Source organism: Vibrio sp. S/42/10, assembly GCF_029890535.1.
GTDB lineage: Bacteria > Pseudomonadota > Gammaproteobacteria > Enterobacterales > Vibrionaceae > Vibrio > Vibrio cyclitrophicus.
In genome coordinates, this window is sequence record NZ_JAKMZC010000007.1 from 72231 (window position 1) to 91150 (window position 18920).

Consider the following 18920-nt stretch of genomic DNA (forward strand, 5'->3'; position numbering starts at 1 on the left):
AATTCAGAGCCTAACAAATTGATTCCATAACATTTAGCGTAGTGGAGTTTTTTAGAACAGCAAACTGCAAACGTTAATTGTTTCGCTCTGGTTCCTAAAGAGTTGCCAACAAAAAAGCGCAGACCTTTCGGTCTGCGCTTTTATTGGCTTTTCAAATGATTCAGTTTAGTGAACCAGATTAACCCACATTCTTACGTGCGTTTTGGAACATACGCATCCAAGCGCCATTCTCGCCCCAACCTTCTGGAGACCAAGAGTTAGCAACCGTACGGAATACACGCTCTGGGTGAGGCATCATAATAGTTACGCGGCCATCGGTAGTCGTTAAACCTGTGATAGCGTTTGGCGAACCATTCGGGTTGTTCGGGTATTGCTGCGTTTGGTTACCGTTGTTATCAACGTAGCGTAGAGCAACCGTACCTGAGTTTTCAATCGCGTTTAGGTGGTCGTTGTCACGCACTTCTACGCGGCCTTCACCGTGAGAAACAGCGATAGGCATACGAGAACCTTCCATACCGTTGAAGAATACAGAATCAGACTTCTGAACTTCAACTAGGCTGAAACGAGCTTCAAAACGCTCTGATTCGTTACGAACGAAACGTGGCCAGTACTCGGCACCAGGGATAAGCTCACGTAGGTTAGACAACATCTGACAACCGTTACACACACCTAGAGAGAAGGTATCCTCACGCTTGAAGAAGTTTTCAAATTGATCACGAGTCGAGTCGTTAAATAGAACCGACTTAGCCCAACCTTCACCTGCGCCTAGTACGTCACCGTAAGAGAAGCCACCACAAGCCACAAGGCCGTTGTACTCTTCTAATACCGCTTGACCGGTTAGGATGTCGCTCATGTGAATATCCGTCGCTTCGAAGCCTGCACGGTCGAATGCTGCTGCCATTTCAACGTGAGAGTTAACCCCCTGCTCACGTAGAATCGCCATCTTAGGCTTAGCGCCCGTGTTAATGAATGGCGCTGCAATATCTTCGTTTACGTCAAAGCTTAGTTTCACGTTCAGACCTGGATCTGAGTTGTCTTTCTTCGCTTCGTGCTCTTGGTCTGCACAGATTGGGTTATCACGTAGACCTTGCATCTTGTGCGTGGTTTCAGCCCAGATAGTACGTAATTCAGTGCGGTTACGTTCAATCACTACAGACTCGCCAGACTTAATCACTAGCTCATCAGAGGCTTCAACAGAGCCGATTACGTGTGAACACGCTTCTAGGCCATTTGTTGCAAGAGTTGAAAGTACTGTGTCTAGGTCGTCGTTACGAACTTGGATTACCGCACCCAGTTCTTCGTTGAATAGTGCTGCTAGAGCATCTTCGCCTAGCGCTGCAATATCAGCATTAACACCACAGTGACCTGCGAACGCCATTTCAGCTAGCGTTACGAATAGACCGCCATCGCCTTTATCGTGGTAAGCGACAACTTGGTCGTTCGCTACAAGTGCTTGAACGCCTTCGTAGAAGCCTTTTAGCTGTGCCGCGTTGTCTACGTCTGCTGGCTTATCACCAAGCTGCTTGTAAACCTGAGCAAGTGCTGTTGCACCCATGCGGTTTTTGCCGTTACCTAGGTCGATAAGAACTAGACTTGTATTACCTAGTCCTTCAAGGTTATCAGGGGTGCGTAATTGAGGAGTAATCGTTTTACGAACATCTTCAACACGTGCAAACGCAGTGATAACAAGAGATAGCGGAGACGTGACTTCTTTCTGCTCGCCGTTCTCTTCCCACTTAGTCTTCATCGACATTGAGTCTTTACCCACAGGGATAGTTAGACCCAGTGCCGGACATAGCTCTTCACCCACGGCTTTAACCGCTTCATAAAGGCCTGCATCTTCACCAGGGTGACCTGCTGGAGACATCCAGTTAGCCGACAGTTTAATGTGTTTGATATCGCCGATGTTGGTCGCTGCAATGTTAGTGATTGCTTCACCAACCGCTAGACGAGCTGACGCGCCGAAATCAAGTAGTGCAACTGGCGTACGCTCACCAAGAGACATCGCCTCACCGTGGTAAGAGTCGTAACTTGCTGCCGTTACCGCACAGTTAGCAACTGGAACCTGCCATGGGCCAACCATTTGGTCACGAGCTACAAGACCCGTTACCGAGCGGTCACCGATAGTGATTAGGAATGTTTTCTCTGCCACTGTTGGTAGGCGAAGAATACGGTCAACCGCTTCGTTTAGTTCGATACCAGAACGGTCAATCGCAGGATTGTTTGCTTTTAGCGTCTTCGCGTCACGGTGCATCTTAGGTGTTTTACCTAATAGGATGTCCATAGGCATGTCGATTGGCGTGTTGTCGAAGTGTGAATCTTCTAGTTTCAGATCACGCTCTTCTGTTGCCTTACCAACCACTGCATATGGTGCGCGTTCACGTTTACAAATCGCGTCGAACGTTGCCATGTCTTTATCAGCAACCGCCATAACGTAACGCTCTTGAGATTCGTTACACCAGATCTCAAGTGGGCTCATGCCCGGCTCATCGTTTGGTACGTCACGTAGATTAAAGATACCGCCACGCTCGCCGTCGTCGACTAGCTCAGGAAGAGCATTCGAGATACCGCCCGCGCCCACATCGTGGATGAATGCGATTGGGTTCGCATCACCAAGCTGCCAACAACGGTCGATAACTTCCTGACAACGACGTTCCATCTCTGGGTTTTCACGTTGTACAGAAGCGAAATCTAGGTCTTCAGAAGATGAACCCGAATCCATTGAAGATGCAGCACCGCCACCAAGGCCGATGTTCATTGCTGGACCACCAAGAACGATTAGGCTTGCACCTACTGGGATCTCTTTCTTCTGAACATGATCATCACGAATGTTGCCTAGACCACCAGCAAGCATGATTGGTTTATGGTACCCACGCACTTCTTCGCCTGCGTGAGAATTTACTTTCTCTTCGTATGTACGGAAGTAACCTAATAGGTTTGGACGACCAAATTCGTTGTTGAATGCTGCGCCACCAAGAGGACCTTCAAGCATGATATCCAAAGCAGTAACGATACGGCTCGGCTTACCAAAGTCAGTTTCCCAAGGTTGAACGAAGTTCGGGATCTTAAGGTTAGATACAGAGAAAGCAACAAGGCCAGCTTTTGGCTTACCACCAATACCGGTTGCGCCTTCATCACGGATTTCGCCACCTGAACCTGTTGATGCGCCCGGCCATGGAGAGATTGCCGTTGGGTGGTTATGCGTTTCAACTTTCATCAAGATGTGTGTTTTTTCTTGGTGGTAGTTGTATTGGCGAGTTTCTGGATCTGGGAAGAAACGACCCACTTCAGAACCGGTCATTACCGCTGCGTTATCTTTATAAGCAGACAGAACGTGTTCTGGTGTCGTTTCAAAGGTGTTCTTAATCATCTTGAACAATGATTTTTCTTGCTTAACGCCATCGATAGTCCAATCAGCGTTAAAGATCTTGTGACGACAGTGCTCTGAGTTCGCTTGTGCAAACATCATTAGCTCGATGTCAGTCGGGTTACGACCTAGCTTTTCAGTAAAGCTTTCAAGAAGGTAATCAATCTCATCTTCTGCAAGTGCTAGACCTAGGGTAACGTTTGCTTCTTCAAGCGCTTTACGCCCACCAGTTAATAGGTCAACTTCCGCATATGGAGCAGGCTCAGCAACTGTAAATAGTGCAGCCGCTGATTCGAAGTCAGTGAAAACCACTTCCATCATACGGTCGTGCAGGATTGCTTTCAGCTCAACAAGTTGAAGCTCAGAAAGTTCAGAAGAGGTTTCAATGTAGAAAGCAGTACCGCGCTCTAGACGTGACACTTTAGCCAGTCCGCAGTTATGTGCGATATCTGTTGATTTTGAAGACCAAGGCGAGATAGTGCCTGGGCGTGGCGTTGCAAGCAGCAATAAACCTTCAGGCTCATGCTCTTCAATCGTTGGACCGTAAGTCAGTAGCTTTTCTAGCTTCTCAACTTCAGACTCGTCTAGGTCTGCCGTTAGATCAGCAAAGTGGGCAAACTCAGCGTAAATACCTGTTACAGGTAAGCTTAATTCACGACAAAGCTCTAAAAGCTTGTTAACACGAAACTCAGATAGAGCTGGGGAGCCACGCAAAATTCTCATGTGCTTAGGTCTCTTATGCAGTTGATTAAGGTAGTATTGGAATAAATTCAGTGGGTTATAGGAACAACCTAACTGTTTTCTTCGAAGCTATTCCCGAAGGTTGCCAAACCTATGCCGATCCCACCTCTTCAATGCGAGCGCATTATAAAGCATTTCTTTTTGTGACGTAACACCAAAAGCAACCGTTTGCGTTATTTTTTTTATCTTTCTGCTCAAATGGAACTTTTGCTGCATTTATCAGCACTTTTACAACTGTTTAATTAAAGCAGCTTTGCCAGTCTTGCGGGGTTTGGTATAAAGGAGCTTCTACTTTTTGAGATTTCATTTTGATGCCTAAATTTACGCTCATCTTTTCGTCTAAATTCCTTCTGATCGCTATCGCTCTGTTTGGGTTAGCGGGATGCCAGATTGAATCTGAACCTAAAAGTGTTCTTGAGCAGATACGAGACCGTGGCGTTCTTCGTGTCGGCACCTTGAATAACCAACTCTCTTATTACATCGGTCCAGATGGCCCAGCAGGCTTGGATTACGAATTAGCTCGTGAGTTTGCGCAAGAGCTTGGTGTAAAGCTTGAGGTTAAACCCGCTTACCGTTTATCCGGCCTATTCCCAGCGTTACAGAAAGGCGAAATCGATCTTATCGCAACTGGGTTAACGCAAAATAGTAACCTGACACGCGCTTATCGCGCTGCGCCAGCTTATTATTATGTAAGCCAACAAGTCGTGTACAAAAAAGGCCAGTGGCGACCAAGAAACCTTGAGCAACTGATCAAGTTTGAAAATGAACGTCAGGCTGAGTTTGAAAAAGCACAAACTGAATCAGAAGAGGCGTCATCAAGCGAAACACTGACCCCCTCTTTAGTTGTAGTAAAAGACTCACACTTCGAGCCAACACTAAAACAGCTACAGAACACACATGATGACTTTACCTACGATGCGGTCGGTAATGCGGACGTCAACGACCTACTAAAAGAAGTCTCGACAGGAGAGCGACTGTTTACCGTTGCAGATTCAATTGAGCTTTCATTGGCGCAACGTTTGTATCCAGAGGTCGCTCTCGCTTTTGAGCTAACAGAAGACCAACCTATCTCTTGGTACTTACAGAAATCTGAAGACGAAAGCCTGTATGCTTTACTGATTGAATTCTTCGGCAACCTAAAACAATCTGGTGAGCTCGCATCACTCGAAGAGAAGTACATAGGTCACATTGGTACCTTTGATTACGTTGATACTCGCGCCTTTATCCGTGCACTGGATAGCAAACTGCCAAAATGGTCGCCACTCTTTCAGGAATACTCTCAAGAGTTTGACTGGCGCTTGATTGCCGCTTTGGCATACCAAGAGTCACACTGGAATCCTGTTGCTCGCTCACCAACCGGTGTACGTGGCATGATGATGCTGACGCTACCCACAGCGAAAAGCGTTGGCGTGACTAACCGTCTTGACCCTAAACAGTCGGTACAAGGTGGTGTTGAATACTTGCGTCGTATCGTTAACCGAGTTCCAGACTCAATCACCCAACACGAAAAAATCTGGTTTGCCCTAGCCTCATATAACGTCGGTTACGGACATATGATGGATGCACGTCGCTTAACCAAAGCGCAAGGTGGCGATCCTGACGCTTGGGGTGATGTAAAAGATAGGTTACCTCTGCTAAGACAAAAGAAATATTACAGCCAAACTCGGTACGGGTATGCACGTGGTGATGAAGCTAGGAACTACGTAGAGAACATTCGCCGTTATTACCAAAGCATTATTGGCCATGTAAATAAGCGAAATAAAGAACAAGAGGCTAACCTTGAAGATTTGGTGGTGATCCCACCTCTAGAAATCTCAGGTGCTGAATCGACTATCAGCGCAGCTCAGCCGACAGTCAGCAGTTCAGAATCCTTGCAGTAAAATCCAAAAGAGCAATGCCAATTAGCATTGCTCTTTTTTATTGTCTGCAAGATAAGAAGCAAAATAGCAGAATCTCTGACTGAGTAACTAAGTAACTAGCAACTAAGCAACTAAGCAACTAAGCAACTAAGCAACTGGGGATTCTCACCATAAAACTGTGTTGTGAAATTAGGAATGTCATATTGCAGTAACAATCGAACCTTATAACGGCACACCACAATCAAGATTATGCTCTGTTGAACTTCGATGCTGGCTTTAGACTAGAACTGCTCTTCTAAGTAAGCCAAGCGTACGACAGGCCAAATAAACGAATAACACTATAATTAAATCGTTAGTCCAAATTAAAAAGTCAGACGACAAATAGGAAGTCATTGAAATGATGAAGAACAAGCTGAAATCGAAACGCCTTGATAAGACTGTTGCTGCAAACCGTCGTAAGCGTATGCTTTCAAATAATAAGAAAAAGATCATTTGGCGCAACCGTGCTTTCATGCAGATGATTGCTGAGTAAATGCCATGATGACCAAGTAAGTTTGCTTAGGCACTCTTAAAAGATAGAGTGCCTATTTAGATGGGCCTTATTTCTGTCTCGATTCTTCCTCTGAGCGCTCTTGCTTTCTTTTCTCTTTGATCTCTTTTCTACGACGCTTGAAAAACGCCTGCAATTGCTCACGACACTCAGCTTCTAGCAAGCCATGTTCAACGTCGGCATAGTGGTATGAGGCTTGGCTTTCAAACAAATTAAGTACTGTACCTGCAGCTCCCGCCTTTAAGTCTGGCGCTCCAAAGACAATTCGTTTTACGCGGCTGTGTAACAAAGCACCTGCGCACATAGGGCATGGTTCTAAAGTGACGTATAACGTAGTATCAAGTAAGCGATAATTTTCCAAAGCTTGGCCCGCTTTGCGTAAGGTTTCGATTTCAGCATGTGCTGTCGCATCGTGGCTGCCAATCGAACGGTTCCACCCTTCAGCGATAATCTCTCCACCTTTAACCAGTATCGCACCAACGGGAACCTCTCCCTCTTTCTCAGCTTGCTTCGCTACCTCGATGGCGCGTCGCATGAAGATTTCATCTTGAGGGCTAAATTGATGGTCTGACAAAGGGAACTCCAAAAAGGTAAAGCAAAAAATAGGTATGCGGTGAAGCATACCTAATCTTAGTAATAATGAACAATAGCGAGACAACGAACAATAGCGAGATTAAAGATATTAACGGCAGGCCTGTTCATTGAGTCACTAACGACTAGCGTCGCTAAAGTCGTTGGTTATCGGAGTCGCTTTGACGCTGACAATTCGATTGTTTTCAACCGAGGTAATTTCAAACTGCCATTGCTGATATTCGACAACCTCGCCAACCTCAGGTAAGCGACCAATTAACCAAGAGATTAAGCCGTTCAACGTCTGGAAACCTTCTTTCTCAACTTCTAGCTCTGATAGCTCTAAGCGATTCTTTAGTTCACTGAGCGGGATCAATCCATCCACCAGTAAACCGTCTTCGACCTCCTCAGTCCACAGGTCTTGAGGGTTATTAGACAGCTCACCGGCGATCGCTTCAAGAATGTCATAGTGCGTCACAAGGCCTTGCACATCGCCATATTCATCAACAATAAAGACCATCTCAGCACCTGAACCTTTAAAGTAGCTCAGTAAGCGCAACGCCTTCATCGACTCTGGAACATAGATTGGGGATTTAGAGAGCCCCATAATAACTTGAATACTTAAATTGCCCGCCTGATTCAGCAAAGCTTTGGCTGACACCGTACCGACGACTTGATTAAGGTGGTCTTGGCAAAGTGGAAATACGCTGTGCTTTGATAAACGCAGCTTCTTCAGCAACTGCTCAACAGGTTGGTCAATATCCAGAAAATCGACGTCTCGCCGTGGGGTCATCAACGAGCTCACAAGACGATCATCAAGCTGCAAGATATTACGAATCATCTCTTGCTCGCCACGTTCTATCACACCAGATTCAGAGCCTTCTTTCACTAGGGCATGAATGTCATCTTCAGTGACACTATCTTCTTCACCACCACGTCCCATTAATTTGAGAATACCTTCGGTTGAAGCAGACAACGCAAACACAAATGGTGTCGCGATTTTAGATAACCAGAAGATAGGCAATGCGACTAACACGGCGATGTTTTCAGCTTGGGATTGAGCAAAACGCTTTGGCACCAACTCACCCACAACAATCGCGAAATAAGTAATACCAACAACGACGATCGCAGTAGACAGGATATTTGCTTGTGCAGGGTCGAATTCCCAGAGTTCAAGTTGAACGGCCAGTGGCGCAGATAGGGTCGCCTCACCCACAATACCGCTGAGTAGGCCTATCACTGTAATACCAATCTGAATGGTTGAAAGGAAACGAGTAGGATTTTCTTTGAGCTCGAGAGCAACCTGAGCGGAGCGATGTTTTTCGGCTAAGCGTTTCAACCGACTATTCTTTGCTGCTACCAGTGCAATCTCTGACATAGCAAACAGACCATTTAAAACAATTAACCCCACTAAAAGCAGAATCTTCATGTGGCTTGGATTTCCTAATTTTACCGGCCAACAATTAGCCGTAATCCGGAGTATAAGCTGAGTGCCTTGATTTTGAATATAAAAAGTTGTGGATATAAAAAGTCTTAGATATAAAAAAATAGACAAAAATAGCGAAAAAAAAAGCCCGCACATTTTGGTGCAGGCTTCGATGATTTTATCTTACTAACTTTTTGCTTTTCTTACTTAGCTTACATTGTGTAAGTGTAAGGAGCTTGGATACCTAGTGGGATACCAAGAGCCCAGTAAGCTAGCAAGAAGATTGACCAACCGATTAGCATAGCAATCGAGAATGGCATCATTAGAGAAGCTAGAGTACCGATACCTGTCGACTTAACGTAACGTTGACAGTAAACAACAACCAGTGGGAAGAACACCATCAATGGAGAGATGATGTTAGACACTGAATCACCAACACGGTAAGCCGCTTGAGATAGCTCTGGAGAGATACCCACAACCATTAGCATAGGAACTAAGATAGGACCAATAAGAGCCCACTTAGCTGAAGCTGAACCCACAAGAAGGTTAACTGCAGCCGTTAGTAGAATCATACCAACAACCGTTGCTTCACCTGGAAGGTCCATCGCTTTCAAGCCTTCTGCACCATAAAGTGCCAGCATAGTACCGATGTTTGATTGAGCGAATGCAGATAGGAACTGAGCACAGAAGAACGACATTACAATGTACGCGCCCATCGTTGCCATTGTCTCAGACATTGCTTTGATAACATCATTACTATTCTTGAAAGTACCCGCTACACGGCCGTAGACGATACCTGGAATAATAAACAGGATGAAGATCAGAGGAACAATAGACTTCATTACTGGCGCTGAGAACGCTGTTAGTTCACCTTCAGGCGAACGAAGTGCTGAGTTTTCAGGAACCAAAGCTGCGATAAGTAGACCAATACCCGCAACCATTGCCCAACCAGCAAATTTGAATGCTTTAGATTCAATCGCTGTGAATGTACCTAGGTCAGGTGCCTGTTCTGCATCTTCATCAACAGGTGTGTTAGCAAGACGAGGCTCAATAACCTTCTCTGTTACGTACCAACCGATACCAACGATTAGAACTGAAGATAGGCCAGTAAAGAAGATGTTCGCTAGAGGGTTAACCACGTATGCAGGGTCAAGAACGTTTGCCGCGGTTTGAGTGAAACCTGCTAGTAGCGGATCAATACCTGAAGGAATGAAATTCGCTGAGAAACCACCTGATACACCAGCAAACGCTGCTGCAATACCCGCTAGAGGGTGACGACCCGCTGCGTGGAAGATGATACCGCCAAGAGGAATGACTAGAACGTAACCTGCATCTGCTGCTGTGTGAGACACGATAGCAACCAAGATTAGCATTGGCGTTAATAGCTTAGCTGGCGTGAAATTAAGCATCTTCTTAAGGCCAGTCGTAATGAAGCCTGAAGAGTCAGCAACGCCAACACCTAGCATAGCAACAAGTACGATGCCTAGAGGTGCGAAACCTGTGAACGTGGTAACCATATTCGCGAGGAAGCTAGCAAGCGCTTCACCAGTGAGTAGGTTGTTAACTTCTAGAGCAGCACCCGTTTGAGGGTTGATTAGATCGAATGAAAGATTCGACAAAAGTGCAGATGCTACCCATACAATAACTAGAGCCCAGAAGAACAGAATTGCTGGATCTGGAATTTTGTTGCCGGCGCGTTCAATGAAGTTTAGAAAGCGGTCCATTCCACTGATCTTCTCAGTCGATGGTGCTTTTTTTACGGCTTGGTTACTCATGGTAACTCCATATGTGATGTTGTTTGTTTAGGCCTAATATAAGTTTGGACCATGGCCTATTGGTGCAGCACATATTCTATTAAAGTCGTCATTAAAAAGCACAAGATTCCATCTTATTTTCCATAAATGGAGACATATTTTGCAAAAATACCATACAACAGCAACAATATAAAAACACAAAACATACCATTCCATATACAGAGTTTTAACTGGCACATAAAGAATGTCCGAGAAGAGCAAACTATCACGACATTGAAGTTATAAACCCAATCAATCGAACTCGCTGTATTTAGAAATCATGGTATGTAATTCGATCTCTTGATTATTACCAAACCGGTCTTCCCATGAGCTTGTTATCTGAACGGTCTTCAGCGCTCCGGATAAACTGTTCGTCACTGTCCAATCAAGTTGATATTTAAAATGCGAGTGATCCATGCCATCAACAATATCCGTAGCAAAATCCGCAGGCGTTATACTCGATAAAGCGGCAGATGCGCCTCGAGTTCTAAACCATTCCAGCTTATTTTCAGCCAAATTCAAAGCTTCTACACTATGAATAGCAAAGTCAGACTTTTGCTCAACATATGTTTGTAACTTAATTAGCCCTAGCGAACCGACTCCTATCAATAAAAATGAAATGAGTACTTCAATTAGGCTAAAACCTTTTTGCTTATAAATCATTCCATGAACCTTTTTGCCATCTTGGCTTGGGTGAAAATTCGAACTCATCAATAACATCTGAATTGAATGAAAAATTCAGAGAGTTATTAAATAGCGCCATTTGCCCTTCTGTATCAAAAAATTGTCCCCCCGTGAAACTGAATGCGCCAGCTTGCGCATAAGTTGCATGATATGGCGTAAGAGTACTTGAAGAACCATACATAGTATTAATTAGGTCACTAAATACTGAATTTACAAAAGGTTTCACTTCCGTCATCGAGTCCCATTGAGAAGGAGTGGGAGAGTAAGTATTATTAAAATGAAAAAATACACCGCTAATATCGCCAGAACCAGTGACCCCAAAAACACCGTCATGAACAAGTAAAAACAAATCGGTTCCCGGGTGTGCAGCCTGTAAATTTACAATATTCGTCACATCAACTGGAGCTAGTTGGCAAGAGCCATCAATCCAAACTTTATTGGGCTGTCCATTCACTATTGAATCAGAAAATTGGCTATAGCAATCAACACTACTAGAAGGCATTGAAACTTTAATAAATTCGTTATCTACATCATCACGAACCTCTTGCCACTTACTTTTATCGACTCCGAAAAAATCTTTAAAAGGGTCGATAGTGTCATCTCGCTGAATATCTAACCCAACATTATGAGAACTTATCACTCCAAAGGAGTTCTCCCATATCCCTGATTTAACAGCTGTCGATGTCTTATGAGAAGGCTTACAATCCTTAGTGGGATCATGCCCGGCTCCTGGAGATTCAATAGAACTACTTACGCCATGATTGGTAATACCAGTCGCAATAAACCTATATTTAACCACAGCCCCGATACACTCATAAGCTTCAGCAGCCGAGTCAAATTCACCAGGGTCTGGTGGTGAAAAAAGTGCTGAGCCAAAAGAAATAACATCAGAAGTCGACTTCATAGCTCCATAACCAACTGAAGATGAAAAGATTATTTTTTTATTAACACTGCTATGACCAACTTGAGAAAGCAAAATTTCAGGGTTTGTAAAGTCAGCATTTAAGGAAGAAAAACTATACGAGTTACAAACTGTCGCTAAATTATTGGGTATTGATTGCAATTTTTGATTAACAATATATGTAAACCCACACTCTAGACCTCCCTCTGCTTCCCAATGTTGCTTGCGCGCTTCTACTTCATTCTGAGATCTTTTTATTTGATAAAAAACAGAGCGATAACTACCAAAAGTCAACATTAACGCAGTAACTAGTAATACACTTGTTGTAAGTAAAACAACCGCACCTTGTTGATTTTTATTCATCGCCAATTCCTATTTTTTACAATCACACTTGATGAATAATTAACGGACGTATCTCCTACTAATTCAGCAGAAATCATAATGGTTGTAATACCTGAACTAACCCCTTGAGATTCAATACTTGACTGATTCGCATGAAAATCAACGACTCTAATTTGATTCGGCTCAAAGATAGAAGAGCACCCACTAATCGCCGCTGATACTGTTTTTACGATACTGGAGGGGCTATCACACACCTTGACCAAACCTGAATCAAATACAAAAGCGACATTTCGAATCTCTGATTGATGAGTGTAAGCATATGCAACCGTTTTTGAATCAGGAGAAATATATAAAGTATCGGTGGAGCCTGATAATTTTAGAGATACACCTGTCCCTCCATCGTAGCCCGCACGCTGGATATCTTCTTTAAAGTATTGAAGAGCTCCTGAAACTTGTTGTAATAGTAATAATTCTTTACTTCTCTCGGATGCGATGTTTTGTCCGGATATAAATACCGACCCCACACTTCCAATAACGACAATTCCCAAAATGGAAGAGATCATAAATTCGACTAATGTTGCACCGAACTGCTGCCTCCTAAGTGCAGATCTGATAACCATAAAAGTCTCCTTCTACACCACAAATTCTCATTCTTCCTGAAGTACGATATGTTATAAGCTTTAAAGGCTTAGAGTTCATATCAAATAAGAGATGGCCATCTTTAGCTTTACCGTTTACTCCACTAAATTTAATTTGTTCAGAACTGTAGTTAACGGTGAAATCTACGTTTCGAAATGAAGCACCTTCCAGTGTAAGAATTGTCGTACCAGTATTCGGAATATCGAATTCGGTCAATTCAATTTTCCAATCACCGGTGTCATTTGAATTACCATTCATTAAAAAATGAGCCCAAAGATCAGTATTTCTCATAACTGCCTCAGATTTTGCCTGCATCATAAAACCATTCAACTCAGTAGCTAACCGTTGCATCTTCACTGTTTCCGAGACAGAACTAAAACTTGGAGCGGCAACAGCCAATAATATAGAGAGCACTGATATGGTTATGAGTAGCTCTAAGAAGGTAAACCCGCGAGACATTTCCCAAATTCCTATGTAAACCGATACGTAACCGTATTTAATCTTGCAAGGATGCTACCACCGAAGAAAAATAGGCTGAATATAGAGAAGGAACTACTCGTGATGATTCGAAAAAATAAATGCAACAACAACAACTTAAGTTGCAAAGGGATGACATTGATCGAACTATTGGTCGCAGTGGCTATTATTGGAGTGCTAACCGCTATCGCCTACCCAAGCTATACCGAACATGTCATTAAATCGCATAGAACAGCAGCATTAGCTGATATGGCAAAAATACAACTCACACTTGAGCAGTCATACAACGGTGTCTATAACTGGGGCAGTATTATTTCAGGAGGGGCTTGTGCTATATGTGAATCACCAAGTGATCGCTATGTATTTTCTGTCGCAAGTTCAAGCAGCATGGCATATACAATAACCGCCACGGCACAGTCAACTAAGGGGCAAAGTGGTGACTCTTGCCTAGGCACTCCCAAAACAATGACGCTCAAATCTTCAGGTGAAGAATCCCCTGTAAATTGCTGGAACTAATAGAAGTTAATATCCTTGGTATGAGTAATGAATGACTAAGCATATACATAGCTGCATTTTTTAACTAAACGAGAAGATCAAAAAAGCCTGCACATAGGCAGGCTTTAAAATTTTCAAACCACGATCTAATTACTTAGTAAGGTCATCGAAGAAGTTTTTAACACCGCTGAAGAAACCTTCAGACTTTGGCTTATGTTTGCTTGCTGCTTCGCCACAGCATGTTTCTTCGAACTCACGCAGTAGTTCTTTTTGACGAGAGCTTAGCTTAACCGGTGTTTCAACCACTAGCTTAACGATTAGATCACCCACACCGCCGCCACGAACGCCTTTAACGCCTTTGCCACGCATACGGAACATACGGCCCGTTTGTGTCTCTTCTGGCACCTTAAGGTTTACACGGCCATCCAATGTCGGAACTTCAACTTCACCACCTAATGCTGCCATGGTGAAACTAACTGGTACTTCGCAGTAAAGGTTGTTGCCGTCACGCTCAAAGATGTTGTGCTCTTTTACGTGAACTTGTACGTACAGGTCGCCAGCTGGAGCGCCCTGCTCTCCCGCTTCACCTTCGCCAGATAGACGAATACGGTCGCCAGTATCAACACCAGCAGGGATCTTAACGTTAAGCGTTTTAGTCTTCTGTTTGCGACCTTGGCCATGACATGAGTTACATGGATCCTTGATGATCTTGCCTTTACCATTACAAGTAGGACAAGTCTGTTGAACCGCAAAGAAGCCTTGACGCATTTGTACTTGGCCATGGCCATGACAAGTGCCACATGTTTGTGCTGAAGAGCCCGCTTTAGCGCCACTACCATCACAAATATCACACTCAACAAGTGTTGGTACTTCGATTTCTTTAGAAACACCACGAACCGCTTCTTCTAGAGAAAGCTCCATGTTGTAACGTAAATCTGAACCACGTTGTGCACGCGCTTGACCACCACCACGACGACCACCGCCGAAGATATCGCCAAATACGTCACCGAAAATATCGCCGAAATCACCTTGACCACCGCCGCCGAAACCGCCGCCGCCGCCCATACCGCCTTGTTCAAAAGCGGCATGACCGTATTGGTCATAAGCTGCTTTCTTTTGTGGATCGGTCAGGATCTCGTACGCTACTTTTACTTCTTTAAACTTCTCTGGCGCAGTATCGTCACCTTGGTTACGATCCGGGTGAAACTTCATCGCTAAGCGTTTGTACGCTTTTTTAATATCGCGCTCTGATGCATCGCGGCTTACGCCTAATACTTCGTAAAAATCACGTTTTGACATGTTCTAGGTCACCAAAATAATTGCTACTACCGAATGATCACTTCAGTAGTCTGTGTATCAATCTAGATAAAAGTTCTGTCGGCTGAAATACCGAATAAAGCTATTATCTAGATAGACAAGTCTAAATACAAATTTACGGGCGTTAGAGTTACCTCTGACGCCCGTATATTTAGAAATCGAAAAACGACTTTTTCTAAGCTAAAACACGTTAGTTCAAGGAGAAGGCACGGACTTTCTTAACCAACCAAAAGGTAAGTGTAAGTGAGTACCTTCGACGCAGAAATCACGTGTTATAGCGACGAAAAATTATTTTTTGTCGTCTTTAACTTCTTCAAACTCCGCGTCAACAACATCGTCGTCTTGCTTAGATTGTTCACCAGCGTCAGCACCTGCTTGTTCAGCTTGAGCTTTCTGTTGAGCAATTTCCATTAGCTTTTGAGCAGCTTGCATAAGTTCTTGAACTTTAGCGTCGATAGCTTCTTTGTCGTTACCAGACTTAACTTCTTCTAGTGCCGTGATAGCCGCTTCGATCTTCTCTTTCTCGTCAGCAGGTAGAGCTTCACCAGCTTCTTCTACTTGCTTCTTAGTGCCGTGGATCATTTGGTCAGCTTGGTTACGTGTAGTAACTAACTCTTCGAACTTTTTGTCCGCTTCTTTGTTAGCTTCTGCTTCTTGTACCATCGCTTCGATCTCTTCCTCAGACAAACCGCCTGATGCTTGGATAGTGATCTTTTGCTCTTTACCTGTTGCTTTATCTTTAGCAGATACGTTCAGGATACCATCAGCATCTAGGTCGAATGTTACTTCGATTTGTGGCATGCCACGTGGTGCTGGTTGGATACCTTCTAGGTTGAACTGACCAAGAGACTTGTTGTAAGTCGCTTGTTTACGCTCACCTTGAAGAACGTGAATAGTTACTGCGTTTTGGTTGTCTTCAGCTGTAGAGAACACTTGATCCGCTTTAGTAGGGATAGTTGTGTTTTTCTCGATAAGCTTAGTCATTACGCCACCCATCGTTTCGATACCGAAAGATAGAGGAGTAACGTCTAGTAGTAGAACGTCTTTAACGTCACCAGCTAGTACACCACCTTGAACAGCAGCACCCATTGCAACAGCTTCGTCAGGGTTCACGTCTTTACGTGGCTCTTTACCGAAGAATTCAGTTACTTTAGCTTGAACCATAGGCATACGAGTCTGACCACCAACTAGGATAACGTCAGTGATTTCGCCTACAGATAGGTCAGCATCTGCTAGAGCTACTTTTAGTGGCTCTAGAGAACGTTGAACTAGGTCTTCAACTAGAGACTCAAGCTTCGCACGAGTCACTTTGATGTTCATGTGCTTAGGACCAGTCGCATCAGCAGTAACGTAAGGTAGGTTTACGTCAGTTTGAGTAGTAGAAGAAAGCTCGATTTTCGCTTTTTCTGCTGCTTCTTTAACACGCTGCATTGCTAGTGGATCAGCTTTAAGGTCGATACCTTGCTCTTTCTTGAACTCATCTACTAGGTAGTTGATCATGCGGTTATCGAAATCTTCACCACCAAGGTGAGTATCACCGTTAGTTGAAAGAACTTCGAAAGTCTTCTCGCCTTCTACTTCATCGATTTCGATGATAGAGATATCGAATGTACCACCACCAAGGTCGTATACAGCGATAGTGCGATCACCACCTTGCTTGTCTAGGCCGTAAGCCAGAGCAGCAGCAGTCGGTTCGTTGATAATACGTTTAACATCTAGACCAGCGATACGACCAGCATCTTTCGTTGCTTGACGTTGAGCATCGTTGAAGTAAGCAGGAACAGTTACAACTGCACCAGTTACTTCTTCACCTAGGAAGTCTTCAGCTGTTTTCTTCATTTTCTTAAGAACTTCAGCAGATACTTGAGGAGCAGCCATTTTTTGGCCTTGCGCTTCAACCCATGCATCACCGTTGTCAGCCTTAACAATGTTGAAAGGCATGATTTCGATATCGCGTTGAACTTCTTCATCTTCAAAACGACGACCGATTAGACGCTTAATAGCGAACAGTGTGTTTTGAGGGTTAGTAACAGCTTGACGTTTTGCAGGTTGACCAACTAGCGTCTCGCCTTCAGTGTATGCGATTACCGATGCTGTTGTGCGTTCGCCTTCAGCATTCTCTAGTACGCGTGGTTTGTCGCCGTCAAGAACAGCAACACAAGAGTTAGTAGTACCTAAATCAATACCAATGATTTTACCCATCAGGCCATCTCCGAATATATATTATTTAGTTTTTTGCTATACCCACATATGTGGGGGTGGTAATCAGGGAATCAACCCTAATACACAAAATTAAAGTGCAAATGTAATTTGCTTTCGTATGCACCATAGATAAGGGCTGCAAACTGGTTTTCAAGGGAAAAAGTAAAAAAAATCTGATTTTTTCCCTATCTTTCTGCTTAAGAAGAAAAAGTAGCTCATCCCTTACGGTTTAAGGCGCCAAAGTTGACACATTCATGCGTTCACCTTCAGCAATAAAATAGTCGCCCTATTCTATTTCACATAAAAAAAGACCTTCACTAGGAAGGTCTTTTTCAAATAACGCTTGTTCAGTTAGTTATGGATTCGCAATATTATTGATTGAGAATTAACTGGTAGAAGCTCGCTTGTGTGTAGTCACCCGCTTCCATACCACGCCACTCACATGCCGAACTCGACTTCTTAGTGTTACATTGATTGTATGCACCCGCTTTGAAGTACATCCAATCTTGACCATAGCCAAGATCAACGTCGTGTCCTTGATATTTACCTTTCGCCAGATCAACATCATATGTCTTCACAATTGGATCCGACGAGTTTGGATTCTTAGTAAACGTTAAGTGCATGATGTTATCTTTAATATTTACATCATATGAAAAAACTTCACCTAACTTAATGCCATCGCTAGGGTCAGAACTGCCCTTTTTCAAATTGTATTGACCAAATACATCATGGCGAATGTCTTTACGAAGTTTCTTTCCATTTTCATCTTTCGCGTTTTTCAATTCTTTCGGCGGGTTGAGCTCGTAGTTCCATGTTAATGAACCATGCTCATGCTCTGGTAGTTTACGGTAAACAATTTTAAGAGGTTCATTGTCCGAGCCGTGAATTTGCCCGATGACGACTGAAAATGCGCCTGTTTTATTGTAGTTACCACTGGTACTCACCTGATCGACAGAAAGCGTCGCCGTCATTTGGCCGCCAATAGAGCCAAACTCTTCTGCATTCTTATGGCTCGAAATAGCAAAGTTGTTACTCGGAGCTGAGTAACTATCCGCCAGCATTGCTCTTAGCTCACTACGAGTGTTCTTACTGTTTGGTGTCGTTGGTGCCGTATTCGGAGCCACAAATACCATCGCCCCAGATTCTGCATCAGTGTAGAACCATTTCGGGTGAACGTAAGGTGTGTCTACATTCGACAGTTCTTTCTTACCGATCTCTAGCGTTTTGCCTTTTCTAGATCCTTCGGTCGTTAACTCAGGTAAGTTAATTTTCCATTTAGATAAATCAAAGTTTTGTGCTGGTGCTTTTGCAGGGTCAAGATCAAATTGTTGACCAACATTGATATTTGAAGCGAGAGCTGGAACAGCTAAAAGAGTGGCCGTCAGTAAGCTAAGGTAAGACAACTTCATTATTGGGTTTCCTTTATGTCGTCAGAATGTAGGTTGTCAAAACAATAAAATAATATTGTATTATTATATGTGATCGAGATTAAATATTGAAAATTGATGGCCTATTACGGTGCCAGAAAAAATAAAAAATGAGACTTACACCAGATAC

14 protein-coding genes are annotated in these 18920 nt (G+C 43.7%); 3 read left to right on the plus strand and 11 right to left on the minus strand.

Annotated elements, in window-relative coordinates:
* Positions 1-178: 178 nt before the first annotated feature.
* Positions 179-4090: a phosphoribosylformylglycinamidine synthase gene (gene purL / locus L8S15_RS09935; RefSeq protein ID WP_102424104.1), complete on the minus strand. Its 3912-nt coding sequence runs from the start codon at positions 4088-4090 to the stop codon at positions 179-181.
* 329 nt (positions 4091-4419) lie between these two features.
* Between purL and mltF the strand changes: the two genes are divergently transcribed.
* Positions 4420-5988 carry a membrane-bound lytic murein transglycosylase MltF gene (mltF, locus tag L8S15_RS09940; RefSeq protein WP_016784801.1) on the plus strand — a complete coding sequence of 523 codons (1569 nt, stop codon included), beginning with the start codon at positions 4420-4422 and terminating at the stop codon, positions 5986-5988.
* Between the two features lie 376 nt (positions 5989-6364).
* On the plus strand, positions 6365-6499 hold the full coding sequence (locus tag L8S15_RS09945; protein ID WP_010438952.1) for a hypothetical protein: 135 nt from the start codon (positions 6365-6367) through the stop codon (positions 6497-6499).
* 67 nt (positions 6500-6566) lie between these two features.
* Here L8S15_RS09945 and tadA read toward each other — a convergent pair whose 3' ends face one another.
* The 7 genes from tadA to L8S15_RS09980 all read right to left on the minus strand — a co-directional run bounded on the left by tadA (position 6567) and on the right by L8S15_RS09980 (position 13331).
* Positions 6567-7091: a tRNA adenosine(34) deaminase TadA gene (tadA, locus tag L8S15_RS09950; RefSeq protein ID WP_010438950.1), complete on the minus strand. Its 525-nt coding sequence runs from the start codon at positions 7089-7091 to the stop codon at positions 6567-6569.
* 135 nt (positions 7092-7226) lie between these two features.
* Positions 7227-8516 (minus strand): hemolysin family protein, encoded by a 1290-nt coding sequence (locus tag L8S15_RS09955; RefSeq protein ID WP_010438948.1) that lies wholly within the window; start codon positions 8514-8516, stop codon positions 7227-7229.
* A 209-nt stretch (positions 8517-8725) separates the two neighbouring features.
* Entirely contained in the window at positions 8726-10288 is a 1563-nt protein-coding gene (locus tag L8S15_RS09960) for an AbgT family transporter (protein WP_010438945.1), read from the minus strand.
* A 270-nt stretch (positions 10289-10558) separates the two neighbouring features.
* A complete protein-coding gene (locus L8S15_RS09965) occupies positions 10559-10969 on the minus strand; it encodes a prepilin-type N-terminal cleavage/methylation domain-containing protein (protein ID WP_016768353.1) in 411 nt (136 codons plus the stop codon).
* Complete coding sequence (locus L8S15_RS09970) at positions 10959-12254, minus strand: hypothetical protein (RefSeq protein ID WP_010438941.1); 1296 nt, start codon at positions 12252-12254, stop codon at positions 10959-10961. Before L8S15_RS09970 ends, L8S15_RS09965 begins: the two co-directional genes overlap by 11 nt.
* Positions 12251-12853, minus strand: a complete 603-nt coding sequence (locus L8S15_RS09975; protein WP_010438939.1) for a hypothetical protein — start codon at positions 12851-12853, stop codon at positions 12251-12253. Before L8S15_RS09975 ends, L8S15_RS09970 begins: the two co-directional genes overlap by 4 nt.
* A complete protein-coding gene (locus L8S15_RS09980; protein WP_010438937.1) occupies positions 12831-13331 on the minus strand; it encodes a GspH/FimT family pseudopilin in 501 nt (166 codons plus the stop codon). The genes L8S15_RS09975 and L8S15_RS09980 overlap by 23 nt, the downstream gene beginning before the upstream one ends.
* Before the next feature lie 102 nt (positions 13332-13433).
* Between L8S15_RS09980 and L8S15_RS09985 the strand changes: the two genes are divergently transcribed.
* A complete protein-coding gene (locus tag L8S15_RS09985; protein WP_010438935.1) occupies positions 13434-13865 on the plus strand; it encodes a type IV pilin protein in 432 nt (143 codons plus the stop codon).
* 129 nt (positions 13866-13994) lie between these two features.
* Here L8S15_RS09985 and dnaJ read toward each other — a convergent pair whose 3' ends face one another.
* The 3 genes from dnaJ to L8S15_RS10000 form a co-directional block, all read right to left on the minus strand.
* On the minus strand, positions 13995-15143 hold the full coding sequence (gene dnaJ, locus L8S15_RS09990; RefSeq protein ID WP_010438932.1) for a molecular chaperone DnaJ: 1149 nt from the start codon (positions 15141-15143) through the stop codon (positions 13995-13997).
* Between the two features lie 306 nt (positions 15144-15449).
* A complete protein-coding gene (gene dnaK / locus L8S15_RS09995; RefSeq protein WP_010438931.1) occupies positions 15450-17363 on the minus strand; it encodes a molecular chaperone DnaK in 1914 nt (637 codons plus the stop codon).
* A gap of 371 nt (positions 17364-17734) precedes the next feature.
* On the minus strand, positions 17735-18772 hold the full coding sequence (locus tag L8S15_RS10000) for a polysaccharide lyase family 7 protein (RefSeq protein ID WP_010438927.1): 1038 nt from the start codon (positions 18770-18772) through the stop codon (positions 17735-17737).
* Positions 18773-18920 lie beyond the last annotated feature (148 nt).

Coding starts and splice junctions, on each gene's coding strand:
- L8S15_RS09985 (WP_010438935.1), top strand. CDS start 13,434: ATGATTCGAAAAAATAAATGCAACAACAACAACTTAAGTTGCAAAGGG.
- L8S15_RS09945 (WP_010438952.1), top strand. CDS start 6,365: ATGATGAAGAACAAGCTGAAATCGAAACGCCTTGATAAGACTGTTGCT.
- dnaK (WP_010438931.1), bottom strand. CDS start 17,363: ATGGGTAAAATCATTGGTATTGATTTAGGTACTACTAACTCTTGTGTT.
- L8S15_RS09980 (WP_010438937.1), bottom strand. CDS start 13,331: ATGTCTCGCGGGTTTACCTTCTTAGAGCTACTCATAACCATATCAGTG.
- L8S15_RS09965 (WP_016768353.1), bottom strand. CDS start 10,969: ATGATTTATAAGCAAAAAGGTTTTAGCCTAATTGAAGTACTCATTTCA.
- L8S15_RS09960 (WP_010438945.1), bottom strand. CDS start 10,288: ATGAGTAACCAAGCCGTAAAAAAAGCACCATCGACTGAGAAGATCAGT.
- L8S15_RS09975 (WP_010438939.1), bottom strand. CDS start 12,853: ATGGTTATCAGATCTGCACTTAGGAGGCAGCAGTTCGGTGCAACATTA.
- L8S15_RS10000 (WP_010438927.1), bottom strand. CDS start 18,772: ATGAAGTTGTCTTACCTTAGCTTACTGACGGCCACTCTTTTAGCTGTT.
- L8S15_RS09955 (WP_010438948.1), bottom strand. CDS start 8,516: ATGAAGATTCTGCTTTTAGTGGGGTTAATTGTTTTAAATGGTCTGTTT.
- dnaJ (WP_010438932.1), bottom strand. CDS start 15,143: ATGTCAAAACGTGATTTTTACGAAGTATTAGGCGTAAGCCGCGATGCA.
- L8S15_RS09970 (WP_010438941.1), bottom strand. CDS start 12,254: ATGAATAAAAATCAACAAGGTGCGGTTGTTTTACTTACAACAAGTGTA.
- purL (WP_102424104.1), bottom strand. CDS start 4,090: ATGAGAATTTTGCGTGGCTCCCCAGCTCTATCTGAGTTTCGTGTTAAC.
- mltF (WP_016784801.1), top strand. CDS start 4,420: ATGCCTAAATTTACGCTCATCTTTTCGTCTAAATTCCTTCTGATCGCT.